Source organism: Streptomyces sp. NPDC093221 (genome assembly GCF_044753885.1).
In the GTDB taxonomy this organism is placed as follows: Bacteria; Actinomycetota; Actinomycetes; order Streptomycetales; family Streptomycetaceae; genus Actinacidiphila.
Genome location: NZ_JBIVOA010000008.1, coordinates 76774 through 98952, shown reverse-complemented (window position 1 = coordinate 98952; position 22179 = coordinate 76774). Strand labels below are relative to the sequence as shown.

Here is a 22179-nt window from a genome sequence, read left to right as displayed (position 1 = left end):
GGGCAAACCCCTAGGGGAACCCGTAAGGGCTGGTGAGGCCCCGGATCAGGCCGTCCCGGCCGGCGCTTCCTCGCTCAGCTCGGCCGCGTCCGCCGGCGCCTTCACCGACTGGAGGAGAAGCTGCGAGACGTCCACGACCTGGAGGGCCTCCTTCGCCTGGCCGTCGTTCTTCTTGCCGTTGACGGAGTCGGAGAGCATGACCAGGCAGAACGGGCACGCGGTGGAGATGATGTCCGGGTTGAGGGAAAGCGCCTCGTCGACGCGCTCGTTGTTGACGCGCTTGCCGATCCGCTCCTCCATCCACATCCGGGCGCCGCCCGCGCCGCAGCAGAAGCCGCGTTCCTTGTGGCGGTGCATCTCCTCGTTTCGCAGACCGGGCACGGACGCGATGATCTCGCGCGGTGGTGTGTAGACCTTGTTGTGCCGCCCGAGGTAGCAGGGGTCGTGGTACGTGATCAGGCCCTCGACCGGCGTGACCGGCACCAACTTGCCCTCGTCCACGAGGTGCTGGAGGAGCTGGGTGTGGTGGACGACCTCGTACTCGCCGCCGAGCTGCGGGTACTCGTTGGCGATGGTGTTGAAGCAGTGCGGGCAGGTGGCGACGATCTTCTTCGAGGCGCGCGGCTTGCGCGTGGAGGGGTCCACCGCGCCGTCCTCGTCGAGGGACTCGCCGAAGGCCATGTTGAGCATGGCCACGTTCTCCTGGCCGAGCTGCTGGAAGAGGAATTCGTTGCCCAGGCGGCGGGCGGAGTCACCGGTGCAGTTCTCGTCGCCGCCCATGATCGCGAACTTGACGCCCGCGATGTGCAGGAGTTCGGCGAAAGCCTTGGTGGTCTTCTTCGCGCGGTCCTCCAGAGAGCCCGCGCAGCCGACCCAGTACAGGTACTCGACCTCGGTCAGGTCCTCGACGTCCTCGCCGACGACCGGCACCTCGAAGTCGACTTCCTTGACCCAGGCCAGGCGCTGCTTCTTCGGCAGGCCCCACGGGTTGCCCTTCTTCTCCAGGTTCTTGAGCATCGTGCCCGCCTCGCTCGGGAACGACGACTCGATCATCACCTGGTAGCGGCGCATGTCGACGATGTGGTCGATGTGCTCGATGTCGACCGGGCACTGCTCGACGCAGGCGCCGCAGGTGGTGCAGGACCACAGCACGTCGGGGTCGATGACCCCGTTCTCCTCAGCCGTCCCGATCAGCGGGCGCTCGGCCTCGGCGAGCGCGGCGGCGGGGACGCCCGCGAGCTGCTCGGGCGTACCGGTCTCCTCGCCCTCGGCGTTCTTGCCGCCGCCGGCCAGCAGATACGGCGCCTTGGCGTGCGCGTGGTCGCGCAGCGACATGATCAGCAGCTTGGGGGAGAGCGGCTTGCCGGTGTTCCAGGCGGGGCACTGCGACTGGCAGCGTCCGCACTCGGTGCAGGTGGAGAAGTCGAGGATGCCCTTCCAGGAGAAGTGCTCGATCTGGGAGACGCCGAACTGGTCGTCCTCGCCCGGGTCCTCGAAGTCGATGGGCTTGCCCGCGGAGACCATCGGCTGGAGCGCGCCGAGCGCGACCGGACCGTCCGCGTTCCGCTTGAACCAGATGTTGGGGAAGGCCAGGAAGCGGTGCCAGGCCACGCTCATGTTGGTGTGCAGGCCGAGCACGATCGCCCAGATCATCGTGACGCCCAGCTTGACCATGGCGACGGCGTAGACCGTGTTCTGGAGGCTGCCGGTGCTCATCTTCCGGAAGGCGGCGACCAGCGGGTACGAGACGAAGTACGCGGCCTCGTAGTGGTCGACGCCGTGCAGGGCGCCCTCCAGGCCGCGCAGCGTCAGGATCGCCAGGCCGATGATCAGAACGACGTACTCCACGAAGTACGCCTGCCAGGCCGTCGAACCGGTGAAGCGGGACTTGCGGCCGGCGCGCGAGGGCAGATTCAGCAGCCGGATCACGATCAGGGTGAGGATGCCGAGGGTGGTGAGCGCCGCGATGAACTCGGTGTACACCTCGTACGGCAGCCAGGTGCCGATCCACGGCAGGATCCAGTCGGCCTTGAAGAGCTGGCCGTACGCGTTGACGATCGTCAGGCCGAGGGTGAGGAAGCCGACCGCCACGAACCAGTGCGCGACGCCGACGACGCCCCACTTGTTCATCCGGGTGTGGCCGACGAATTCCCTGGCCAGGGTCGTGGACCTGGCCACCCAGTCGTTCGTGCGGGAGCCCGCGGGCACGGGCTGGCCGAGCGTGACGAACCGGAAGATCTGCGCGACGGCGAGGCTGATCAGGGCGACGCCGACCGCGGTGAGGACCAGCGACACGATGATCGCGGCGAGTTGCATGTGGGCTCCTCGGGCCTGCGCGGCGGTTCAGTGGGAGGGGGCCGTGGGTTCAGGATCGGGCGGGAAGGCTTCGTGCTGGGCAAGGTCGTACGGGCAACGCTTGTACAGGGTCGTACGAGTCGGACGAGTCGTACGAGAAAGGTCCCGTACGAGTCGTACGAGCAAGGTCGTACTAAGCGGTAACTTAATCCGGTCTCCGCTGAGATTACCCGCGATCCGCGGGCGCATACAGCCGTGCAACTCGTGATCTGCGTCGCGGTGCGGCCTGTCGCGCCCTGCCGTGACCGGCTCAGAGCCGCTCCACGCTCTCACCCCGGCACCGGTTCCGCGTGTCGAAGACGTACGTCGCCGCCCGCGCGACCATCGTGTAGTCGAAGACGTCGTGGTCGGTCGCGACGACCACCACATCCGCCGCCGCAGCCTCCTCCTCGGTCAGCTCCACGCACAGCAGGTCGGCGGGCAGCCGGGCCGGGTCCGCGTACGGCTCGACCGCGCGCACCCGGGCGCCGAGCGCCGTCAGCCCGGCCGCGATGGCGAGCGCGGGCGATTCGCGAAGATCGCCGCTGTCGCGTTTGTAAGCGAGACCCAGCAGAAGGACGCGGCTTCCCTCGACCGGCCGCTGCCTGGCGTCGAGACCCGCCGCGATCCTGTCCACCACCTGGGTGGGCATCAGCCCGTTGATCTCCTCGGCGAGCGCCGCGAAACGCAGCAGGCCGCGGGGGACCGGCAGCCGGTGACCGCCGACGCCGGGGCCGGGGTGGAAGGGCAGGAAGCCGTACGGCTTGGTGGCCGCCGCGTCGATCGCCTCGCGGATGTCGGTGCCCATCGGCCCGGTGACGGTGGCCAGTTCGTTGACCAGGGCGATGTTCACCTGGCGGAAGGCGTCCTCGATGAGCTTGGTCAGCTCGGCGGTGCGCGGCGACGAAACCGGCACCGTATTGCGCACGATTCGGGAGTAGAAGCCGTCGACGGCGAGGAGCGATCGTACGTTCACACCGGAGACGACCTTGGGGGTGTTCTCCAGCCGCCACCGGGGGTTGCCGGGGTCGGTGCGCCCGGGGCTGTAACCCAGGTGGAAGGCGCTGCCCGCGGTCAGGCCGCTGATCTCCTCCAGGACCGGCCGCAGCAGCTCCTCGGTGGTGCCGGGCACGGTCGTGGACTCCAGGACGACGGTGGCGCGCGGGCGCAGGTGCGGGGCGACGGCCCGGCCCGCGTCCACGATCGCGCCGCGGTCGGGGACGCCGTCGTGGACCGGTACGGGGACGGTGATCACGCAGACGTCGAAGTCGCGGGCGTCGGCGTAGTCCGTACTGGCCCGGTAGCGGCCGGAGGCGAGGGCCTCGGCCAGCCGCTCCGCGGGGACGTCGCCGACGCGGGAGTCCCCGGCCGTCAGCCGTTTGACCAGCTGTTCGTCGATGTCGATCCCGGTGACCGTGAAACCGGCCTCCGCCGCCCGCAGTGCCAGCGGCAGTCCGACCTGGCCCTGGCCTACGACGACGACGTGCCGGCTGTCTTCGGTGGGTTCCATGACGCTTAAATTAGCCCTAATCGTGACAAGTATGGCAAAGGCGCATTAAGTTCATCGGATGTCGGGCCGCCGCGCGAGCGGGCCATGACGGACGAGGCGCCACGATCACGCGGGAGGAGGCGGGCATGCGGGCCGTGCTGCGCTGGGTCGCGATCGGCGCCGGGCTCCTCCTTGTGGTGACGGCGGGTCTGGGCTGGGCGTCCTACCGGAAGTTCAGCGGCAACATCCACACCGACCGGGCCGCGGAGAAGGTGCTCGCCCGGTACGCGAAGGAGCGGCCCCGCGCGCTGGTGCCGCAGGCGCGCAACATCCTGATGCTGGGCTCCGAAAGCGGCCAGGGCGGCCCGAGCGGCCAGGGCGGCAGCGGAGCCCACGGCGGCCAGAACGCCGAGCGCGGCCCGGGCTCCGGCGCGCCCCCGGATGAAGACACCTCCGACGCCGCCGTCCTGCTGCACCTGTCCGCCGACCGCCGCCACGCCGCCGCCGTCGGCGTACCGCGCTCCCTGAAGGTCGGCGTGCCGAGTTGTCCCCGCCCGGACGGCGGTACGAGCCCGGCCGCGTACGAACCCTTCGGCCGCGCCTTCAGCGGCGGCGGGGCGGCCTGCTCGATCCGCGCCTTCGAACGGCTCAGCGGCATCCGCGTCGACCACCACATGGTGGTGGTCCTCGCCGGGTTCGACCGGATCGAGGCCGCGGTCGGCGCCCACACCGGTGAGCGCCGCCGCGAACTGTTGCGTACGCTGACCCGTGAGGCGCGCGGGGCGGACACGCTGCGCCATCCGGCCCGGTTCTTCGGCCTGGTCGACACGGCCACCTCGTCCCTCACGGCCGATCCCGGACTCAGTACGCTGCCCGCGCTGTACGAGCTGGCGGGAAGCCTGCGCAAGGTGCCGGACGGCGCCCTCGCCTTCCGTACGCTGACGGCCCGGCCGGCCGAGTCCGGTCCGCTGCTGGCGGCGCTGCGCGCGGACCGCCCGGTGCCGGCCTCTCCAAGCCGCTGACGCGGCACCTCGCCGCACCTCGCCGCACCCCGTCCGACCTGCGAGAACATCCGCCCTGCGCACATAAAGCAGAGATAAGTTGAGTGAGGTCGACTCACGTCTGTTGACAGAAGATCCCGGGTCGTGCAGTCTTGAGTCAGTTCCACTCAAGTCAGCAGGAGGATTTCACCATGGCACGTGCGGTCGGCATCGACCTGGGCACGACTAATTCCGTCGTCAGCGTTCTCGAAGGCGGCGAGCCCACCGTCATCACCAACGCAGAGGGCGCCAGGACCACGCCGTCCGTCGTCGCCTTCGCCAAGAACGGCGAGGTGCTCGTCGGCGAGGTCGCCAAGCGCCAGGCTGTCACCAACGTCGACAGGACCGTCCGGTCGGTCAAGCGCCACATGGGCACCGACTGGAAGATCAACCTGGACGGCAAGGACTTCAACCCGCAGCAGATGAGCGCCTTCATCCTGCAGAAGCTCAAGCGGGACGCGGAGTCGTACCTGGGCGAGAAGGTCACCGACGCGGTGATCACCGTCCCCGCGTACTTCAACGACTCCGAGCGCCAGGCCACCAAGGAGGCCGGTGAGATCGCGGGCCTCAACGTGCTGCGCATCGTCAACGAGCCGACCGCCGCCGCGCTGGCCTACGGCCTCGACAAGGACGACCAGACCATCCTGGTCTTCGACCTCGGTGGCGGCACCTTCGACGTCTCGCTGCTGGAGATCGGCGACGGCGTCGTCGAGGTGAAGGCCACCAACGGCGACAACCACCTCGGTGGTGACGACTGGGACCAGCGCGTCGTCGACTACCTGGTGAAGCAGTTCCAGTCCGGCCACGGCGTGGACCTGGGCAAGGACAAGATGGCCCTCCAGCGCCTGCGCGAGGCGGCGGAGAAGGCGAAGATCGAGCTGTCCTCGTCCACCGAGACCTCGATCAACCTGCCGTACATCACGGCGTCCGCCGAGGGTCCGCTGCACCTGGACGAGAAGCTCACCCGCGCCCAGTTCCAGCAGCTCACCACCGACCTGCTGGAGCGCTGCAAGACGCCGTTCCACAACGTCATCAAGGACGCCGGGATCCAGCTCTCGGAGATCGACCACGTCGTCCTGGTCGGCGGCTCGACGCGTATGCCCGCCGTCGCGGAGCTGGTGCGCGAGCTGACCGGCGGCAAGGACGCCAACAAGGGCGTCAACCCGGACGAGGTCGTCGCCATCGGCGCGTCCCTCCAGGCCGGTGTGCTCAAGGGCGAGGTCAAGGACGTCCTGCTGCTCGACGTCACCCCGCTGTCCCTCGGTATCGAGACCAAGGGCGGCATCATGACCAAGCTGATCGAGCGCAACACGACCATCCCGACCAAGCGCTCCGAGATCTTCACCACGGCCGAGGACAACCAGCCGTCGGTCCAGATCCAGGTCTACCAGGGCGAGCGCGAGATCGCGGCGTACAACAAGAAGCTCGGCATGTTCGAGCTGACCGGCCTGCCGCCCGCCCCCCGCGGGATGCCGCAGATCGAGGTCACCTTCGACATCGACGCCAACGGCATCATGCACGTCGGCGCGAAGGACCTCGGCACCGGCAAGGAGCAGCGGATGACCGTCACCGGCGGCTCCTCGCTGCCCAAGGACGAGGTCGACCGCATGCGCCAGGAGGCCGAGCAGTACGCGGACGAGGACCACAAGCGCCGCGAGTCCGCCGAGACCCGCAACCAGGGTGAGCAGCTCGTCTACCAGACCGAGAAGTTCATCGCGGACAACAAGGACAAGCTCCCCGAGGACGTCAGGTCCGAGGTCGAGACCGCGGTCGCGGACCTCAAGGAGAAGCTGAAGAACGAGTCGACGGACGACGGCAACACCGCCGCGATCCGCGAGGCCACCGAGAAGGTCGCGGCCACCAGCCAGAAGCTGGGCCAGGCGCTGTACGCGCAGACCGACGGCGCCTCCGGCAGCGCGACCGCCGACGCCCCCTCCGACGGTCAGGCCGACGCCGCCGCGGACGACGACGTGGTCGACGCCGAGATCGTCGACGACGAGAACGCCAACAAGAGGGACGGTGCCGCGTGACGGAGGAGCCGAAGGGCTTCGAGTCGGAGCCCGACGTCCCTTCAGAGGCCGGCGAGGAGCAGCCGGACGCCGCCGCGAAGGCCGCCGGGTCCGCCGATGAGGCGGGCCCGGCGGCCCCGGCCCCGGACGGGGACGCGAAGGAGCTGACGGCCCTGCGGGCACAGCTGGACCAGGTGCGCACCGCGCTCAACGAGCGCACCGCGGACCTCCAGCGGCTCCAGGCCGAGTATCAGAACTACCGCCGCAGGGTGGAGCGGGACCGGGTCGCCGTCAAGGAGGTCGCGGTCGCCAATCTGCTCACCGAACTGCTCCCGGTGCTCGACGACATCGGCCGGGCGCGGGAACACGGCGAGCTGGTCGGCGGCTTCAAGTCGGTCGCCGAGTCGCTGGAGACGGTGGCGGCGAAGCTGGGGCTGCAACAGTTCGGCAAGGAGGGCGAGCCCTTCGACCCGCTGGTGCACGAGGCCCTGATGCACAGCTATTCGCCGGATGTCACGCAGACCACATGCGTGCAGATCCTCCAGCCCGGGTACCGCATCGGGGAGCGCAATCTGCGGCCCGCCAGGGTCGCGGTCGCCGAACCGCAGCCGGGCAGCCAGGGCAAGGACGAGTCGGCGGCGGAGAAGAAGGCCGACGAAGAGGAGACCGGTGGCCCGGACGAGGGCTGACGGCGTAGAAGTAAGTGGGCGTAGGAGTGTGCCGGTCACCGGCGGCGCGCCTGGAAGTGGTGGAGAGGAGGGACGTCGGGGATGAGCGTCAGTAGGGACCTGTTGGAGAAGGACCTGTACAAGGTCCTCGGCGTGCCCAAGGACGCCACGGACGCCGAGATCAAGAAGGCGTACCGGAAGCTCGCCCGCGAGTTCCACCCGGACGCCAACAAGGGCGACGCGAAGGCCGAGGAGCGCTTCAAGGAGATCTCCGAGGCCAACGACGTGCTGTCCGACGCCAAGCGTCGCAAGGAGTACGACGAGGGCCGCGCGCTGTTCGGGAACGGCGGCTTCCGCCCCGGTCCCGGCGCGGGCGGCGCCGGCGGCTTCAACTTCGACCTCGGCGACCTGTTCGGCGGCACGGGCGGCCAGCCCGGCGGGCAGACCACCGGCGGGCAGGGCGGCGGCTTCGGCGGCGGCCTGGGCGACGTCTTCGGCGGTCTGTTCAACCGGGGCGGCGCGGGCACGCGGGTGCAGCCGCGCCGCGGCCAGGACATCGAGTCCGAGGTGACGCTGAGCTTCACCGAGGCGGTCGACGGGGCCACGGTCCCGCTGCGGATGTCCTCGCAGGCGCCCTGCAAGGCGTGCTCCGGCACCGGCGACAAGAACGGCACGCCCCGGGTGTGCCCGACCTGCGTCGGCACCGGGCAGGTCTCGCGCGGCGGCGGTGGCGGCTTCTCGCTCACCGACCCGTGCGTGGACTGCAAGGGCCGCGGCCTGATCGCCGAGACCCCTTGCGACGTCTGCAAGGGCAGCGGGCGGGCCCGTTCCTCGCGCACCATGCAGGTCCGTATCCCGGCCGGTGTCACCGACGGGCAGCGGATCCGGCTGCGCGGCAAGGGCGCGCCCGGCGAGCGCGGCGGCCCCGGCGGCGACCTGTACGTGGTCGTGCACGTCGGAGCGCACCCGGTCTTCGGGCGCCGCGAGTCCAATCTCACGGTCACCGTGCCGGTGACCTTCGCCGAGGCGGCGCTCGGCGGCGAGATCAAGGTGCCCACCCTGGGCGGCCCGCCGGTCACCCTCAAGCTTCCGGCCGGTACGCCGAACGGCCGTACGCTGCGCGCCCGCGGCAAGGGCGCCATGCGCAAGGACGGTTCACGGGGCGATCTGCTCGTCACCATCGAGGTGGCGGTGCCGGAGAAGACCGAGGGCAAGGCGCTGGACGCGCTGGAGTCCTACCGGGAAGCGACCGCGGGGCACGACCCGCGGGCGGAGCTGTTCAAGGCCGCAAAGGGAGCGTGACCTGAATGAGCGTCGACGGAAGCGGTATGAGAGGCCCGCGCGGCCGTAATCCCTACCAACTGACCGAGGAGTCCCCGGTCTACGTCATCTCGGTGGCGGCCGAGCTGTCCGGGCTGCACCCGCAGACCCTGCGTCAGTACGACCGCCTCGGGCTGGTCTCGCCCGACCGTACCGCCGGGCGCGGCCGTCGCTACTCCACCCGTGACATCGAGCAGCTCCGCGAGGTGCAGCGGCTCTCGCAGGACGAGGGCATCAACCTCGCGGGCATCAAGCGGATCATCGAGCTGGAGAACCAGGTCGCCGCCCTCCAGGCGCGCGTGGCCGAACTCTCCGCCGCCGTCGAGGGCGCCGCCGCCGTCATCCAGCAGCGCGAGGCAGCCGTGCACGCCTCGTACCGCCGCGACCTGGTTCCCTACCAGGACGTCCAGCACACCAGCGCGCTGGTGGTCTGGCGGCCCAAGCGCGACGGCTGACGCCCGCTCACCCGTACGGCCCAAGGCTCCTTGCGACGGACGGTCCGTCTCCCTCACGTGAGGGAGACGGACCGTCCGTCGTCGTGCGTCCGGTCGGCGGCGCCGGTCAGTGGAGCGCGGCCGGGACGACCTGGACGGAGTCGCCCACGGCGCGCTCGCCCGTCGCGTCCGAGGGGTTGTTGGCGAGGGTGCCGTCGACGGCGAAGGTGGTGGAGCCGCCGCCGTCGAGGTTGAGGGCCTGGACGGCGCCCAGGGAGCGCATGAAGGCGGCGGCCTCCATGAGCGTGAAGCCCTCGCTGCCGCCGCCGGTCTGGCGGCCGTCGACGGTGACCAGCAGCAGGCGGCCCCGGTCGTCGATCCCGGCCAGGGTGCGGGGCTGGCGGCCGTTGGCCCAGACGTAGCCGAAGGACAGGTCGAGCGGGTCGACGACGCCCTCGGCCGCGGCGTCCACGGCGATCCGGCCGTCCTGGACGAGGGTGGGGGCGGCGCTGACGACGCTGTCGTCGGGGCCGAGGGCGAGGACCTCGCCCGCGGTGTCGCGGATGGTCGTCCCGACCGATACGTGCTCACCCGTACGGGCGTACGCGGTCAGCCAGTCGGCGGCCGAGCCGATGCCCTGGAGCACCGAGCCGTCGGCGGGGACCCGGCCGCCGCGCGCGCCGACGGACACCACGTCGCCCCGGGCGTCGAGCACGGCCTGGACACCGGTGCCGGTGGGCAGGGCGGCGCCGAAGGCAGGGGTGAACACCACCAGGTCGTCCTTCTCGTAGCAGGTGACGTCCTGCCAGGGCAGCTCGCTCGGGGTGCCGCCGGGGCGCCCGCAGTCGCGGACCGTGCCGGGCAGCCGGTTGACGCCCTGCACGGCGTAGGACGCGCCGCCCGCGCGGGCGGTGGCCGTGCTGTTCAGGTCGGCGATACGGAAGTGCCGCCCGCCGTCGGCGAGCACCAGGGCGGCGCGCGCGCCGGCCGACATCGACTCCAGCCGCCCGTCGTAGGCGCCGAGTCCCGACTGGGTGCCCTGGATGCCGCCGGCGTTGGTGATGACGAAGAAGCCGCCGTTGACGGCGACCAGGGAGCCCAGCTTCCTGGCGACCGACGACGGGGTCTCGCGGCGCGCGACGTCGCCGTCGTGGGTGCCCACGACCGTGCCGCGGAACACGCGCGGGTCCACGGTCGCGATGTGGATGTTCTGCACGTCGGCGGGCTGGTCGGCGTCGTAGCCGGTCCACTCGACTGCGGTGAGGAAGCCCGCCGCGGTGACGGGCTGCGCGGCGGCCGTGGCGGCGGCCTGCGTGGCGTACCCGCCGATCCGTACCCGCAGGCCCATCGTGCCGTGCGGGGTGTCGCTGTAGGCGGGCCACTGGACGGTCTCGACGCGTGGCGCGAAGCCCGCCGCGCGCAGCCGCGCCGCCGTGTCGTCCGCCCACGCCCTGTCGCTCACTTCGAGCCCGGTCGGCGCGCCGGTCAGCCTGCTGGTGGCCGGCCGCTGGACGGTGACGGTCCAGGACGGCGCCGCGTCCGCGCGCCGGATCGTCCCGGTGCGGACCTGGAGGCCGGGCGCGAGGTCCCGTGTCGTCCACCGCGACGAGACGGGGTTGCGGTGGCCGGTGGCAGCCGAGGGGTCCGGCCCGTGACCGGGCACGGCGGCCTGGGCCGTCGAGTCGAGGGCGAGCGGTACGACGGCGGCGAGTACGGCGACGGCGGCCACGACGGTGCGGACGCGTACCCGCGCGGCACCCTTGGTGTGCTCCATGAAGACCCCTTCACGTACGACGGCTGACGGCTGACGACTGCGGGCGGGCGGCTTCCGCGCCCGATGAGAGCCGTCCTACGCGAAGACCCCGCCTTGTGGGGGTGAGTTCCGGGCGAACAGCCGACGAATGCCGTCATCCGCCGTACGCCGTACGGGCGTTGCGGCTGTTACGCGTGTTGTGGGCGTTACGCCGACGGCGTGCTGTTATACCCCCTCACGCGTTGCCCATCGCCCGGGTCAGGGCGATCTCGATCACGACGCGGTCCGGGTTGGGGGAGGGGGTGCGGCCGTAGCGCTCGGTGTAGCGGCGCACGGCCTCGGCGACGCGGTCCGGGTCGGCGGAGACGGTGGCCACGCCTTCGAGGGTGGCCCAGATCCGCCGCTCGACCTGGCAGACCGCGACCCGCGCGCCGCCGGGGCCCGCCGCCAGGACGTTCAGGGCCTTGGTGCTCCTGCCGTTGGCGATGACGCGGGCGAGCCCCGCCTCGGGGTCGTACGTGACGCCGACCGGGACGACGTGCGGGGAGCCGTCGGGGCGCGGGGTGGTGAGGGTGCACAGGTGCCGCTCGCGCCAGAAGGCGAGGTAGCCGGGTGCGGGGGAGCGGGGATCGGATGCCATGGACGGGACGGTACGCGGAGGCGCGCGGGCGGGTGCGCAGGGGGCGGCCTCGGGCTCGTACGGGCCGGGCGCGGGCTCGTACGGGTCAGGCCCGGGCTCGTACGGGTCAGGTCAGGCGGACCGGGAGCGCGGCGGTGCTGTTGCCCACGAAGCCCGGCAGCGGCGGGAGTTCGGCGTCGGGGACGGCGAGGGCGAGGCCGGGGTACGCGGCGTACAGGCCGCGCAGGGCGATCACCGCTTCGAGGCGGGCCAGCGGCGCGCCCAGGCAGTAGTGGCTGCCGTGGCCGAAGGCGAGGTGCCGGTTGGCGGGGCGGGTGATGTCGAAGCGGTCGGCGTCGGGGCCGTACTCGCGCGGGTCGCGTCCGGCGGCGGCGTATCCGGCGAGGACGGCTGTACCACGCGGCACAGAGGTGCCGTCAACCACCAGATCGGTGATCGGGTAGCGGAACGGGAAATTCGCCACCGGGCCGTCCCAGCGCAGCGTCTCCTCGACCACCGCGTCCCAGGACACCTCGCCCGCCAGCACGAGCGCGAGCTGGTCGGGGTGGCCGCACAGGGCGCGTACGGCGTTGACGATCAGATTGAGGGTCGTCTCGTGCCCGGCGACGATCATCAGCAGCAGGGTGCCGGTCAGCTCGGCGTCGCTGAGGCGCCCGCCGGAGGCAGCGCGGGAGCCGTCGCGGGAGCCGCCCGAGCCGTCGCCGGAGCCGTCACCGCTCTCCTCGCCGCGCGCCGCGATCAGCGCGCTCGTCAGGTCGTCGCCGGGTGCCGCGCGCCGCTCCGCGACGACCTGGCCGAGGATCGCGTACGTCTCGCGCTGCGCGGCCATCGCGTCGGCCGCGGAGCTGCTGGTGCTGACGATCAGGCGGCTGAGGGCGTGCAGCCGGTCCCGGTGGGCGGGGGCGATGCCCAGCAGCTCGCAGATCACGCCCATCGGCAGCGGATAGGCGTAGCACTCGCGCAGGTCGACCACGCCGTCGGCGTCCGCGCGGCCGGGGAGCGCGGCCAGCAGCTCGGCGGCCTGCGCCTCGATCCGGGGGCGCATCGCGGCCACCCGGCGCGGGGTGAACGCCTTGGTGGCCAGGCCGCGCAGCCGCCTGTGGTCGTCACCGTCCGCCGTCGTCATGCCGTTGACCAGCGCGAAGGCGTTGAGCTGCCACTGCTCGGGGACCTCGCCCCGCTGGAGGGCGGCGAAGTGCGCGGCGTTCTTGGCCACCTTGGGGTCGGCCAAGAAATCGCGCAGCTCCTGGTAACGCGAGACGATCATCCCGGGGACGCCGTCCGGCAGTGTCACGGGGCAGACGGCCCCCGCCTCGCGCAGTGCGGCGGCGTCCGCGTGCAGCGCGGCGCCGGTCGGGTCCATGGAGTGCGCGTCGCTCATGGGAGTCCTCACGGACGGCGGGTATGGAGGAGTCAAGCGGACATGCGGCCGTACGGACAAGCGCAGATGCGGCCAAAACGGCTGGAGCGGACCCCAACTCCGCTGCCTTCCAGCGGAGTTGAAGCAGGCATTGTCGCACCGCCGCCGGGATTTACTCAACGTTCATACAAAAACACATCTGCTCGCCGCGGGGTCCGGCGCGCGGACTCTCCGCCCCGTTCCCGACGTCTCCGTGTGACCGTTCCCGAAGTCGCCCCAAAGTCACCTTGAGTGGAATAGACTCAACTTGCCTCATGTTGCTCAAGGCAGGTTTACGCCGATCGCATCGGAGCATCGGACACGTCGATCAAGAGGAGGAGCCGACGCCAGTGGACGCCGAGCTGACCAACAAGAGCCGGGAAGCGCTGAACGCCGCCAACACCCGGGCCGTCTCCGAGGGCAACCCGGACCTGACGCCCGCGCATCTGCTGCTCGCCCTGTTGAGCGGCACGGACAACGAGAACATCCTCGACCTGCTGGCCGCCACCGGCGCCGACCCCGATACGCTGCGGGCGGGCGCGGAGCGGCTGGTCGCGGCTCTGCCGAAGGTGCAGGGCTCCACCGTCGCGCCCCCGCAGGCCAACCGCGACCTGCTGGCCGTCATCGCGGACGCCTCGCAACGCGCCAAGGAGCTGGGCGACGCCTACTTGTCCACCGAGCACCTGCTGATCGGGACCGCCGTCAAGGGCGGACCCGCCGGTGAGCTGCTCGCCGCCCAGGGCGCCAAGGCCAAGAGCCTGCTCGACGCCTTCGAGACCGCCCGCGGAGGGCAGCGCGTGACCACCCAGGACCCCGAGGGCACGTACAAGGCCCTGGAGAAGTACGGCACCGACTTCACCGCCGCCGCCCGCGAGGGCAAGCTCGACCCGGTGATCGGCCGCGATCAGGAGATCCGCCGCGTCGTCCAGGTGCTGTCCCGCCGTACGAAGAACAATCCGGTGCTGATCGGCGAGCCCGGCGTCGGCAAGACCGCCGTCGTCGAGGGCCTGGCCCAGCGGATCGTCAAGGGCGACGTGCCCGAGTCGCTGCGCGACAAGCGGCTGGTCTCGCTCGACCTCGGCGCGATGGTCGCGGGCGCGAAGTACCGCGGCGAGTTCGAGGAGCGGCTGAAGTCCGTCCTGGCCGAGATCAAGGACAGCGACGGCCAGGTCATCACCTTCATCGACGAGCTGCACACCGTCGTCGGCGCGGGCGCGGGCGGCGACTCCGCCATGGACGCGGGCAACATGCTCAAGCCGATGCTGGCCCGCGGCGAGCTGCGGATGGTCGGCGCGACGACGCTGGACGAGTACCGCGAGCGGATCGAGAAGGACCCGGCGCTGGAGCGCCGCTTCCAGCAGGTGCTGGTCGCCGAGCCGTCCGTCGAGGACACCGTGGCGATCCTGCGCGGCCTCAAGGGCCGCTACGAGGCGCACCACAAGGTGCAGATCGCCGACTCCGCGCTGGTCGCCGCCGCCACCCTCTCCGACCGCTACATCACCTCCCGCTTCCTGCCCGACAAGGCCATCGACCTGGTGGACGAGGCCGCGTCCCGGCTGCGCATGGAGATCGACTCCTCGCCCGTCGAGATCGACGAGCTCCAGCGGGCCGTGGACCGGCTGCGCATGGAGGAGATGGCGCTCAAGAACGAGACCGACCCCGGCTCCGTACAGCGGCTGGAAAAGCTCCGCAAGGACCTCGCCGACCGCGAGGAGGAGCTGCGCGGGCTCAACGCGCGCTGGGAGAAGGAGAAGCAGGGCCTCAACCGGGTCGGTGAGCTGAAGGAGCGGCTGGACGACATCGGTACGCGGATCGAACGCGCCCAGCGCGACGGCGACTTCGAGACCGCGTCCAAGCTGCTCTACGCCGAGAAGCCCAAGCTGGAGGCCGAGCTGGAGGAGGCCACCAGGGAGGAGGAAGAGGCCGCGGCCCAGGGTCCCTCGACGAACATGGTCAAGGAGGAGGTCGGCCCCGACGACATCGCCGACGTCGTCGCCGCCTGGACCGGCATCCCCGCGGGCCGCCTGCTGGAGGGCGAGACGCAGAAGCTGCTGCGCATGGAGGAGGAGCTGGGCAAGCGGCTGATCGGCCAGACCGAGGCCGTACGCGCCGTCTCCGACGCCGTACGCCGCTCGCGCTCCGGCATCGCCGACCCCGACCGCCCCACCGGCTCCTTCCTCTTCCTCGGCCCCACCGGCGTCGGCAAGACCGAGCTGGCCAAGGCGCTCGCCGACTTCCTCTTCGACGACGAGCGGGCCATGGTCCGGATCGACATGAGCGAGTACGGCGAGAAGCACTCGGTCGCCCGGCTGGTCGGCGCGCCTCCCGGCTACGTCGGGTACGAGGAGGGCGGCCAGCTCACCGAGGCGGTACGGCGCCGCCCGTACAGCGTCGTGCTGCTGGACGAGGTGGAGAAGGCGCACCCCGAGGTCTTCGACATCCTGCTCCAGGTGCTGGACGACGGACGGCTGACCGACGGGCAGGGCCGTACGGTCGACTTCCGCAACGTCATCTTGATCCTCACCTCCAACCTGGGCAGCCACTACCTGGTCGACCCGGCGCTGGACCCGGCGCAGAAGAAGGAGCGGGTGCTGGAGACGGTCCGCGCGTCCTTCAAGCCGGAGTTCCTGAACCGGCTGGACGACACCGTGGTCTTCTCCGCGCTCGACCCGACCGAGCTGCGGCAGATCGCCCGGCTCCAGACCGACCGGCTCGCGGACCGGCTGCGCGACCGCCGCCTCACCCTCGAAGTCACCGACGGCGCCCTCGACTGGCTCGCCGAGGAGGGCAACGACCCGGCGTACGGCGCCCGGCCGCTGCGCCGCCTCGTGCAGACCGCGATCGGCGACCCGCTGGCCCGCGCGATCCTGTCGGGCGAGGTGATCGACGGGCAGAACGTACGGGTGGACCGGGCGGCCGACGGCCTGATCGTGGGGCCGACGACGGGGCCCGACCTCAGCAAATGAGGTGCCCGACGGGCAGGTGGTGACCCCCTTCGCGGGCGGGCGGTGACGCCCTTCGGGGGCGGGTGGTGACGCCTTTCACCGGCGGGCTCCCGGCGGTACGCCCAACGCGTATCGCCGGGGGTTGCCACCGCCCGGCGGGAATGGGGGAGGATGGAGGAGAAACGTCTCGAAGGGAACCTTCACCGTGAGCATCGACCCGTCCTCGATCCCCAATTTCGGGGGCCAGGACCCCGAGCCGAACGGACCCGCCGGCAGCGTGGTCATCCCTGACCAGGAACTGGTCAAGCAGTTGCTCGAACAGATGGAGCTGAAGTACCTCGTCGACGAGGAGGGCGACCTCGCCGCGCCGTGGGAGGAATTCCGCACGTACTTCATGTTCCGCGGCGAGGGTGAGCAGGCGGTCTTCGCCGTCCGGACCTTCTACGACCACGCGTACTCGGTCGACGACAAGCCTCAGCTCCACGAGGTCATCGACGACTGGAACCGCCGCACCCTGTGGCCCAAGGTCTACACGCACACGCACGACGACGGCTCCGTCCGTCTGATCGGCGAGGCCCAGCTCCTGATCGGCCTCGGCGTCGGCCTCGAGCACTTCGTGTCCAGCACGGTGAGCTGGGTGCGCGCGTCCATCGAATTCGACAAGTGGGTCGGCGAGACGCTCGGCCTGGAGAAGGACGTCGAGGGCGGCACGGACGGCGGCGCCGAGGGCGACGGCGGCAGCGACGACTGACGCGGTCCCCTCGCCTCGGAGGGGCACGGGTCCGTCAGAGGGGCACGGGGACGACCGTCAGCAGGTACGTCCCGTAGCCGAGTGAGATCCCGGCCAGCGCCGCCACCGTCACGGCGGCGGTGCGCGGCCGGGCTTTCGCGAGCGCCGCGGCGCACGGCACCAGCAGCGGGAAGGCGGGCAGCAGGAAGCGGGGCTTGCAGGAGAAGAAGCCCGCGCCGCCCAGCGCGATCACCACCAGCACCGCCGCGTACACCAGCAGCGGCAGCGGCATCCGGTCCAGCAGCGCCAGTACGAGCAGGACGGCCGCCGCCGCGCACACCGCCGTCGCCATGTAGGCGGAGAGCGTCTCGGGTTCGAGCACCATGTGCTTGACGTAGTGCAGTGCGTAGTGGCCGAAGTCGAACCGCGAGCCCCAGCGGGTCTGCACGTCGAAGTAGCCGCGGACGGCCCCGGTCCGCAGGCCCACCCACCCGAGGTAGCCGCACCAGCCGAGCGGCGCGGCGACGGCCGCGGCCCAGGCCCGCCAGTCGCGCGGGTCCCTGCGGCAGTGCGCGAGGGCCGCGATCGAGACGGCGGCGGCCACGGCGATGGCGTTCGGCCGGGTCAGCCCGGCGAGTACGGCCAGCAGTCCGGCGGTCAGCCAGCGGCGCGTGACGGCCGCGTACAGCGCCCAGGCGGCGAAGGCCGTCATCAGCGACTCGGTGTACGCCATCGACAGCACCACCGAGTGCGGCAGCAGCCCCCATACGAGGACCAGCGCGGTCGCCGTCCTGCGGCCGTATCGGTGCTCGGTCACCGCGTAGATCCCCCACGCGGCGGCCACCGCGCCCGCCCACGCCACGAGCAGCGCGCACGCCACCGAGCCGACCGGGAGCACCGCGTCGGCGGCGCGCACCGTCATCGGGTAGAGCGGGAAGAAGGCCAGATCGTCGTACCGCAGGCCCGGCGCCTCCCAGGCCGGGATGAAGGTGCCGTAGCCCCACTCCGCGATCCGGTGGTACCAGAGGCCGTCCCAGCTCAGGCCGAGCAGATCGCGCGGGTGGCGGTGGGTGCGGTGTGCCCACAACGTCAGCACCACCAGGCCCGCCATCCGGGCCACGACGAAGCCCGCCACCGCGGGGCCGGCCCCCGTCGCCGCCCGCACGGCCAGTGCTTTCGGCGACGACGTCACCGGTTCGACGACGACCAATGGACCCGGCTCCTCGGGGGGCTCGCGAACTTCTCTTAGTCGGACAAACCGACTATCGCGCTCCGCGCCCCGTGGTCCGGGTCTGACACGCCCGAGGAGGACGCACGTTCACCCAGGGTCGGGGGTGCCGGGGGGTCGCTTTTGCGGTCGCCGGGTGATGGCGGGGTGACCGGCGTGGGCGGTTGCTGGGGCGCCGGTGGGTGACCGGTGTGAGGTCGCCGGGTGGTGGCGGGTGACCGGCGTGGGCGGTTGCTGGGGCGCCGGTGGGTGCCGACCTGACCGTCGCCGAGCGGTCCCGGGGCGACCGCCTCGGGCCGTCGCCGGGTGATCGTCGGGCCGCCCCGGCCCCCGGCTTAGGGTGCGGACATGACTTCCGCATTCGCCCGCAGCCTCACCCCGCACGAGCTCACCGCAGGTGACCTGCGTCTGCGCCCCTTCGCCGAGTCCGACGAGCCCGCCGTCGCCCGCGCCATGGAGGACCCGGAGATCCTGCGCTGGGCCGGTGGCCTGGCCGTCAACGCCGCGCCGGTCGCGGACCGCGCCGCCATATGGCTGGCGCCGCGGCTGGTCTCCTGGCAGAACGGTTCGGCCGCGCTCGCCGTCACCGACGCCGCCTCGGACGACCTGCTCGGCTACGTCACCATCCGCGACGTCCACCGCGTCCCCGGGCAGGCCGAGGCCGCGTACTGGGTCACCCCGGCCGCCCGTGGCCGCGGCGTCGCCGCCCGCGCCCTGCACGCCGCCGCCGGCTGGGCCTTCGCCGTCCCCGCCGCGGGCGGCCTCGGCGTGTACCGCATCAGCCTCGACCACTCGCTGGCCAACCCCGGCTCCTGCCGGGTCGCGGCCCGCGCGGGCTTCCGTGAGGAGGGCCTGATGCGGGCCTTCTTCCTCGACCCGGCGGGCGCGCGCCACGACTCCCATCTGCACGCGCGCCTCGCGACGGACGCGGTCGTGCCGCCCGCGTGAGGCCGTCGTGCCGCCCGCGTGAGGCCGTCGGGCCCTACGCGTCCTGCTCCAGCACGGACAGCACGTTCCCGGCCGGGTCGGTGAACCACGCGATCAGCGGGCCGCCGCCGCGGAAGATCCCCTTCTCGTCCGTCGGCATCCCCTCGTACCGCTCGAACCGCACGCCCCGGCGGCCCAGCTCGTCCACGGCCGCGTCGATGTCCGGCACGGGGAAGTTGAGAATCGTGAAGGTCGCGGGCCGGTGGTCCGCCCCCTTCGGGTACACCAGCACGTTGCGGTCCCCCGCGAGGTGCAGCGTCAGCAGCCCGTTCGCCTCGGACACCCGGATTCCGAGCGTCTCCCCGTAGAACTTCCTCGCCGCTTCCACGTCGTCCACCGAGAATCCGCTGAACGCCTGCGTCTGTCCGAACATGACCGCTCCCTGTTCCTCGTAGGTACACCTCCCCCTACGACCGCCGGGGCACGGAAAACTCATCGCTCCCAGGAATCGGTCCGTCCTGTCGGTCCTCGAGGTCAGCTCTCGTAGTGGTACCGGCACTGTGCGATCAGGACGCTGTCCTCGGTGACGCGGTAGATCAGGCGGTGCTCGTCATTGACGCGGCGTGACCAGTAGCCCTGGAATCCGTGCTTGAGGGGTTCCGGTTTGCCGATCCCCTCGTTGCCGTTCCGGGCGATATCCGCGATGAGGGTGTTGATGCGCTTGAGGATCTTCCGGTCCTGAAGCTGCCACCACAGGTAGTCCTCCCAGGCGCGGGAGGAGAAGGTGATCTTCACGTGCGGCCCTTATTCGTCCGTCGTGTCCGTCACGAGTTCGCGTACCGTGCCGCCGCCGTTCTCCAACTCGTCGATGGACGCGAGGAGGCGCCGGGCATTCGCCGGGCTGCGCAGCAGGTAGGCCGTCTCCTTCAGGGACTCGTAGTCCGCGAGGGAGACGATGACGACCGGGTCGTGTCCGGCCCGGGTGATGACGACCTCTTCGCGGTCGTCGTTGACGGAGTTGAGCACTTCGGCGTACCGCGCGCGCGACTCCGAGTACGTCATGGTCTTCATAGTCGGCCTCCTTTACGTACAGGAAATTGTACGTCGACCTCCTGGGGTGTGACAAGCGCCGGAGCGCCCGGCGCGACTGTCACCGTCGTGACCGTGTCACCGCCGCGTCCTGACCAGCAGATACACGAAGTACGGCGCCCCGATGACCGCTGTCATCAGGCCCGCCCCGAGCTGGGCGGGAGCGATGACCGTGCGGCCGAGGAGGTCGGCGACGGAGACGAGGGTGGCGCCGAGGAGGACGGCGACGGGGATGACGCGGATGTGGCGGCGGCCGACGAGGGCGCGGGCGGCGTGCGGGGCGACGAGGCCGACGAAGCCGATCGTGCCCGCGGCGGCGACCGCGGTGGCGCTGAGCAGGACGCTGACGGCGAGCAGGCCGAGGCGGGTCGGCCCGAGGGCGAGGCCGAGCAGGCGCGGGGTGTCGTCGTCGAGCGAGACGAGGTCGAGTTCGGCGCGGCGGGAGAAGGCCACGGCGGCGCCGACGACGAGGACGGCCGCGACCGGCAGCACATCGGGCATGGTCCTGCCGTACGTCGAACCGGACAGCCAGATCAGCGCCTTCGTCGCGTTGAACGGGTCGGTGAGGACGATGAGCAGGCTGATCAGAGCCGAGGTCCCGGCGGCGGCGCCGACACCGACCAGGACGAGCCGGTTCTGCTGGAAACCGCCCCGGGCGCAGAGCCCGAAGACGACCGCGGCGGTGGCCGCCGCGCCCGCGAAGGCCGCGCCCGCCACGCTCCACGATCCGGCGGTCGGCACGGTGGTGACCAGCAGCACGGCGCCGAGACCGGCGCCGCCCGAGACGCCGAGGATGCCGGGCTCGGCGAGCGGATTGCGGGTGACGGCCTGGACGAGCGTCCCGGACAGGGCGAGCGCGGCGCCCGCCAGGAGCGCGGCCAGCACGCGGGGCACGCGGGTGTCGAGGACGAAGGTGACGACGTGGTCGGCCCTGCCCTGCGCCCAGTTCACGACGTCGCCGAGCAGCAGCTTGGTGTCGCCGAGAAGCACCGCCGCGACGGCCGCGGCGACGAACACGGCCACGAGTACGGCCAGGACGGCGACGAACGCCGCCCGGCTGGGGATACGCAGCCGGTCCGGCGCGGCGGACGCGCCGGAGCCGCGGGTGCGCAGCGCGATCACGACGAGGAAGACGGAGCCCGCGACGCTCGTGATGACCCCGGTGGGCACGGCGACCGCCGACTCGGCGCCGACCGTGGCCCGCAGCAGCACGTCGGAGCCGAGGACCAGCGCCGCGCCGGCGAGCCCGGCGACCGGAACGGCCGCCCGCGCCCTGACCAGACCGCGGAACCGCCGGGCCAGCGGGCGGACGAGCGCGGGCGCGCACAGGCCGACGAAGCCGATCGGCCCGGCCAGCGTCACCGCCGCCGCGGACAGCAGCGTCGTGAGCAGGACGACCGTGACGCGGGTGCCCAGGACCGGCACGCCGAGCCCGCGGGCCGCGTCGTCGCCGAGCGCGAGCGCGTCGATGCGGCGGCCGGCCAGCAGCAGCCCGAGCAGGGCGAGCAGCGCGATCGGCGCCATCTGGTTCACGCCGTCGAAGCCGTTCTGGCTGATGCTGCCCTGGCTCCACTGGTAGAGGCCGTTGGTCTGCTCGGGGAAGAGCAGGAGCAGCGCGTCGGTGACCGAGCCGAGGCCGAGCGCGAGGGCGCTGCCCGCCAGCACCAGCCGTACGGTCCCGGCCCCGAGCCCGGACAGCGCGAGCACCAGCGCCGCCGCCGCGAGACCGCCGACGAACGCGACGCCCGAGGAGGCGAGCAGCGGCAGCGAGGCGCCGGTGACGGTGAGGATGCCGAGCGCCAGGTACGAGCCCGCGTTGACCGCAAGCGTGTCGGGCGCGGCGAGTACGTTCCGGCTGACCGCCTGGAGCGCGGCGCCGGCCGCGCCGAGCGCGACGCCGACGACGAGGCCCGCGACCATGCGCGGCAGCCGCGAGGCGATGACCACGGAGGCGTCGCCGTGCTCCGCCCGTCCGGTCAGCGCCTTCCACACCTCGCCCGCGCCGACGTCGGCGGTGCCCTGCGTGATGTCGACGACGGCGAGGACGGCGACCGCGAGGACGAGGACGAGGACCAGTCCGGCCGTCACCGCGGCCGCGCCCTGGGCGGGCGCGGCCGTCCGTGCGTCGGCCGCGGGCTCGGTGGTGCGCGGGGGAGTCGTGACGCTCACGGCGC

Annotated in this window: 18 protein-coding genes; 8 read left to right on the top strand and 10 right to left on the bottom strand. The window is 71.8% G+C overall.

Annotated features, from left to right (window positions below; translation table 11 throughout):
* Nucleotides 1-45: 45 nt before the first annotated feature.
* Nucleotides 46-2316 (bottom strand): heterodisulfide reductase-related iron-sulfur binding cluster, encoded by a 2271-nt coding sequence (locus ACIQCJ_RS26955; protein ID WP_391041594.1) that lies wholly within the window; start codon nucleotides 2314-2316, stop codon nucleotides 46-48.
* A gap of 289 nt (nucleotides 2317-2605) precedes the next feature.
* A complete protein-coding gene (locus ACIQCJ_RS26950; protein ID WP_402712777.1) occupies nucleotides 2606-3844 on the bottom strand; it encodes a nucleotide sugar dehydrogenase in 1239 nt (412 codons plus the stop codon).
* 125 nt (nucleotides 3845-3969) lie between these two features.
* Here ACIQCJ_RS26950 and ACIQCJ_RS26945 point away from each other — a divergent pair, with 125 nt between their 5' ends.
* From ACIQCJ_RS26945 to ACIQCJ_RS26925, 5 genes are all read left to right on the top strand, one after another.
* Nucleotides 3970-4845 (top strand): LCP family protein, encoded by an 876-nt coding sequence (locus ACIQCJ_RS26945; protein WP_402712776.1) that lies wholly within the window; start codon nucleotides 3970-3972, stop codon nucleotides 4843-4845.
* Nucleotides 4846-5015: 170 nt separating this feature from the next.
* Nucleotides 5016-6893 (top strand): molecular chaperone DnaK, encoded by a 1878-nt coding sequence (gene dnaK / locus ACIQCJ_RS26940; protein ID WP_355346264.1) that lies wholly within the window; start codon nucleotides 5016-5018, stop codon nucleotides 6891-6893.
* The gene (gene grpE, locus ACIQCJ_RS26935; RefSeq protein WP_355346261.1) at nucleotides 6890-7561 is read left to right on the top strand and encodes a nucleotide exchange factor GrpE; all 672 of its coding nucleotides are present in this window, start codon (nucleotides 6890-6892) and stop codon (nucleotides 7559-7561) included. The genes dnaK and grpE overlap by 4 nt, the downstream gene beginning before the upstream one ends.
* Nucleotides 7562-7642: 81 nt before the next feature.
* Nucleotides 7643-8842: a molecular chaperone DnaJ gene (gene dnaJ / locus ACIQCJ_RS26930; protein ID WP_355346258.1), complete on the top strand. Its 1200-nt coding sequence runs from the start codon at nucleotides 7643-7645 to the stop codon at nucleotides 8840-8842.
* A 5-nt stretch (nucleotides 8843-8847) separates the two neighbouring features.
* Entirely contained in the window at nucleotides 8848-9315 is a 468-nt protein-coding gene (locus tag ACIQCJ_RS26925) for a heat shock protein transcriptional repressor HspR (RefSeq protein ID WP_391041587.1), read from the top strand.
* A 106-nt stretch (nucleotides 9316-9421) separates the two neighbouring features.
* Here the strand turns inward: ACIQCJ_RS26925 and ACIQCJ_RS26920 are convergent, their stop codons facing one another.
* The 3 genes from ACIQCJ_RS26920 to ACIQCJ_RS26910 form a co-directional block, all read right to left on the bottom strand.
* A complete protein-coding gene (locus ACIQCJ_RS26920; protein WP_402712775.1) occupies nucleotides 9422-11068 on the bottom strand; it encodes a phosphodiester glycosidase family protein in 1647 nt (548 codons plus the stop codon).
* A gap of 214 nt (nucleotides 11069-11282) precedes the next feature.
* A complete protein-coding gene (locus ACIQCJ_RS26915) occupies nucleotides 11283-11687 on the bottom strand; it encodes a TIGR03618 family F420-dependent PPOX class oxidoreductase (RefSeq protein WP_355346252.1) in 405 nt (134 codons plus the stop codon).
* Between the two features lie 106 nt (nucleotides 11688-11793).
* Nucleotides 11794-13068 carry a cytochrome P450 gene (locus tag ACIQCJ_RS26910; protein WP_401851774.1) on the bottom strand — a complete coding sequence of 425 codons (1275 nt, stop codon included), beginning with the start codon at nucleotides 13066-13068 and terminating at the stop codon, nucleotides 11794-11796.
* A 368-nt stretch (nucleotides 13069-13436) separates the two neighbouring features.
* Between ACIQCJ_RS26910 and clpB the strand changes: the two genes are divergently transcribed.
* Nucleotides 13437-16052: an ATP-dependent chaperone ClpB gene (clpB, locus tag ACIQCJ_RS26905; protein WP_355346249.1), complete on the top strand. Its 2616-nt coding sequence runs from the start codon at nucleotides 13437-13439 to the stop codon at nucleotides 16050-16052.
* A 184-nt stretch (nucleotides 16053-16236) separates the two neighbouring features.
* The gene (locus ACIQCJ_RS26900) at nucleotides 16237-16782 is read left to right on the top strand and encodes a YbjN domain-containing protein (RefSeq protein ID WP_355346246.1); all 546 of its coding nucleotides are present in this window, start codon (nucleotides 16237-16239) and stop codon (nucleotides 16780-16782) included.
* A gap of 34 nt (nucleotides 16783-16816) precedes the next feature.
* Here the strand turns inward: ACIQCJ_RS26900 and ACIQCJ_RS26895 are convergent, their stop codons facing one another.
* Nucleotides 16817-17971, bottom strand: a complete 1155-nt coding sequence (locus ACIQCJ_RS26895; protein ID WP_402712774.1) for a hypothetical protein — start codon at nucleotides 17969-17971, stop codon at nucleotides 16817-16819.
* A 366-nt stretch (nucleotides 17972-18337) separates the two neighbouring features.
* Here ACIQCJ_RS26895 and ACIQCJ_RS26890 point away from each other — a divergent pair, with 366 nt between their 5' ends.
* Nucleotides 18338-18937 carry a GNAT family N-acetyltransferase gene (locus ACIQCJ_RS26890; RefSeq protein WP_391158257.1) on the top strand — a complete coding sequence of 200 codons (600 nt, stop codon included), beginning with the start codon at nucleotides 18338-18340 and terminating at the stop codon, nucleotides 18935-18937.
* Between the two features lie 34 nt (nucleotides 18938-18971).
* Here ACIQCJ_RS26890 and ACIQCJ_RS26885 read toward each other — a convergent pair whose 3' ends face one another.
* From ACIQCJ_RS26885 to ACIQCJ_RS26870, 4 genes are all read right to left on the bottom strand, one after another.
* On the bottom strand, nucleotides 18972-19349 hold the full coding sequence (locus ACIQCJ_RS26885) for a VOC family protein (RefSeq protein WP_355346237.1): 378 nt from the start codon (nucleotides 19347-19349) through the stop codon (nucleotides 18972-18974).
* Nucleotides 19350-19450: 101 nt separating this feature from the next.
* A complete protein-coding gene (locus ACIQCJ_RS26880) occupies nucleotides 19451-19711 on the bottom strand; it encodes a Txe/YoeB family addiction module toxin (protein ID WP_355346234.1) in 261 nt (86 codons plus the stop codon).
* Between the two features lie 9 nt (nucleotides 19712-19720).
* The gene (locus ACIQCJ_RS26875) at nucleotides 19721-19987 is read right to left on the bottom strand and encodes a type II toxin-antitoxin system Phd/YefM family antitoxin (protein ID WP_402712773.1); all 267 of its coding nucleotides are present in this window, start codon (nucleotides 19985-19987) and stop codon (nucleotides 19721-19723) included.
* Nucleotides 19988-20083: 96 nt separating this feature from the next.
* Nucleotides 20084-22174: an iron ABC transporter permease gene (locus ACIQCJ_RS26870; protein WP_402712772.1), complete on the bottom strand. Its 2091-nt coding sequence runs from the start codon at nucleotides 22172-22174 to the stop codon at nucleotides 20084-20086.
* Between the last annotated feature and the right edge of the window lie 5 nt (nucleotides 22175-22179).

What these genes read in the sequence shown, in the direction of transcription:
- ACIQCJ_RS26955 (WP_391041594.1), bottom strand. Translation starts at nt 2,316, where the DNA reads ATGCAACTCGCCGCGATCATCGTGTCGCTGGTCCTCACCGCGGTCGGC.
- ACIQCJ_RS26950 (WP_402712777.1), bottom strand. Translation starts at nt 3,844, where the DNA reads ATGGAACCCACCGAAGACAGCCGGCACGTCGTCGTCGTAGGCCAGGGC.
- ACIQCJ_RS26945 (WP_402712776.1), top strand. Translation starts at nt 3,970, where the DNA reads ATGCGGGCCGTGCTGCGCTGGGTCGCGATCGGCGCCGGGCTCCTCCTT.
- dnaK (WP_355346264.1), top strand. Translation starts at nt 5,016, where the DNA reads ATGGCACGTGCGGTCGGCATCGACCTGGGCACGACTAATTCCGTCGTC.
- dnaJ (WP_355346258.1), top strand. Translation starts at nt 7,643, where the DNA reads ATGAGCGTCAGTAGGGACCTGTTGGAGAAGGACCTGTACAAGGTCCTC.
- ACIQCJ_RS26925 (WP_391041587.1), top strand. Translation starts at nt 8,848, where the DNA reads ATGAGCGTCGACGGAAGCGGTATGAGAGGCCCGCGCGGCCGTAATCCC.
- ACIQCJ_RS26920 (WP_402712775.1), bottom strand. Translation starts at nt 11,068, where the DNA reads ATGGAGCACACCAAGGGTGCCGCGCGGGTACGCGTCCGCACCGTCGTG.
- ACIQCJ_RS26915 (WP_355346252.1), bottom strand. Translation starts at nt 11,687, where the DNA reads ATGGCATCCGATCCCCGCTCCCCCGCACCCGGCTACCTCGCCTTCTGG.
- ACIQCJ_RS26910 (WP_401851774.1), bottom strand. Translation starts at nt 13,068, where the DNA reads ATGAGCGACGCGCACTCCATGGACCCGACCGGCGCCGCGCTGCACGCG.
- ACIQCJ_RS26890 (WP_391158257.1), top strand. Translation starts at nt 18,338, where the DNA reads ATGACTTCCGCATTCGCCCGCAGCCTCACCCCGCACGAGCTCACCGCA.
- ACIQCJ_RS26885 (WP_355346237.1), bottom strand. Translation starts at nt 19,349, where the DNA reads ATGTTCGGACAGACGCAGGCGTTCAGCGGATTCTCGGTGGACGACGTG.
- ACIQCJ_RS26875 (WP_402712773.1), bottom strand. Translation starts at nt 19,987, where the DNA reads ATGAAGACCATGACGTACTCGGAGTCGCGCGCGCGGTACGCCGAAGTG.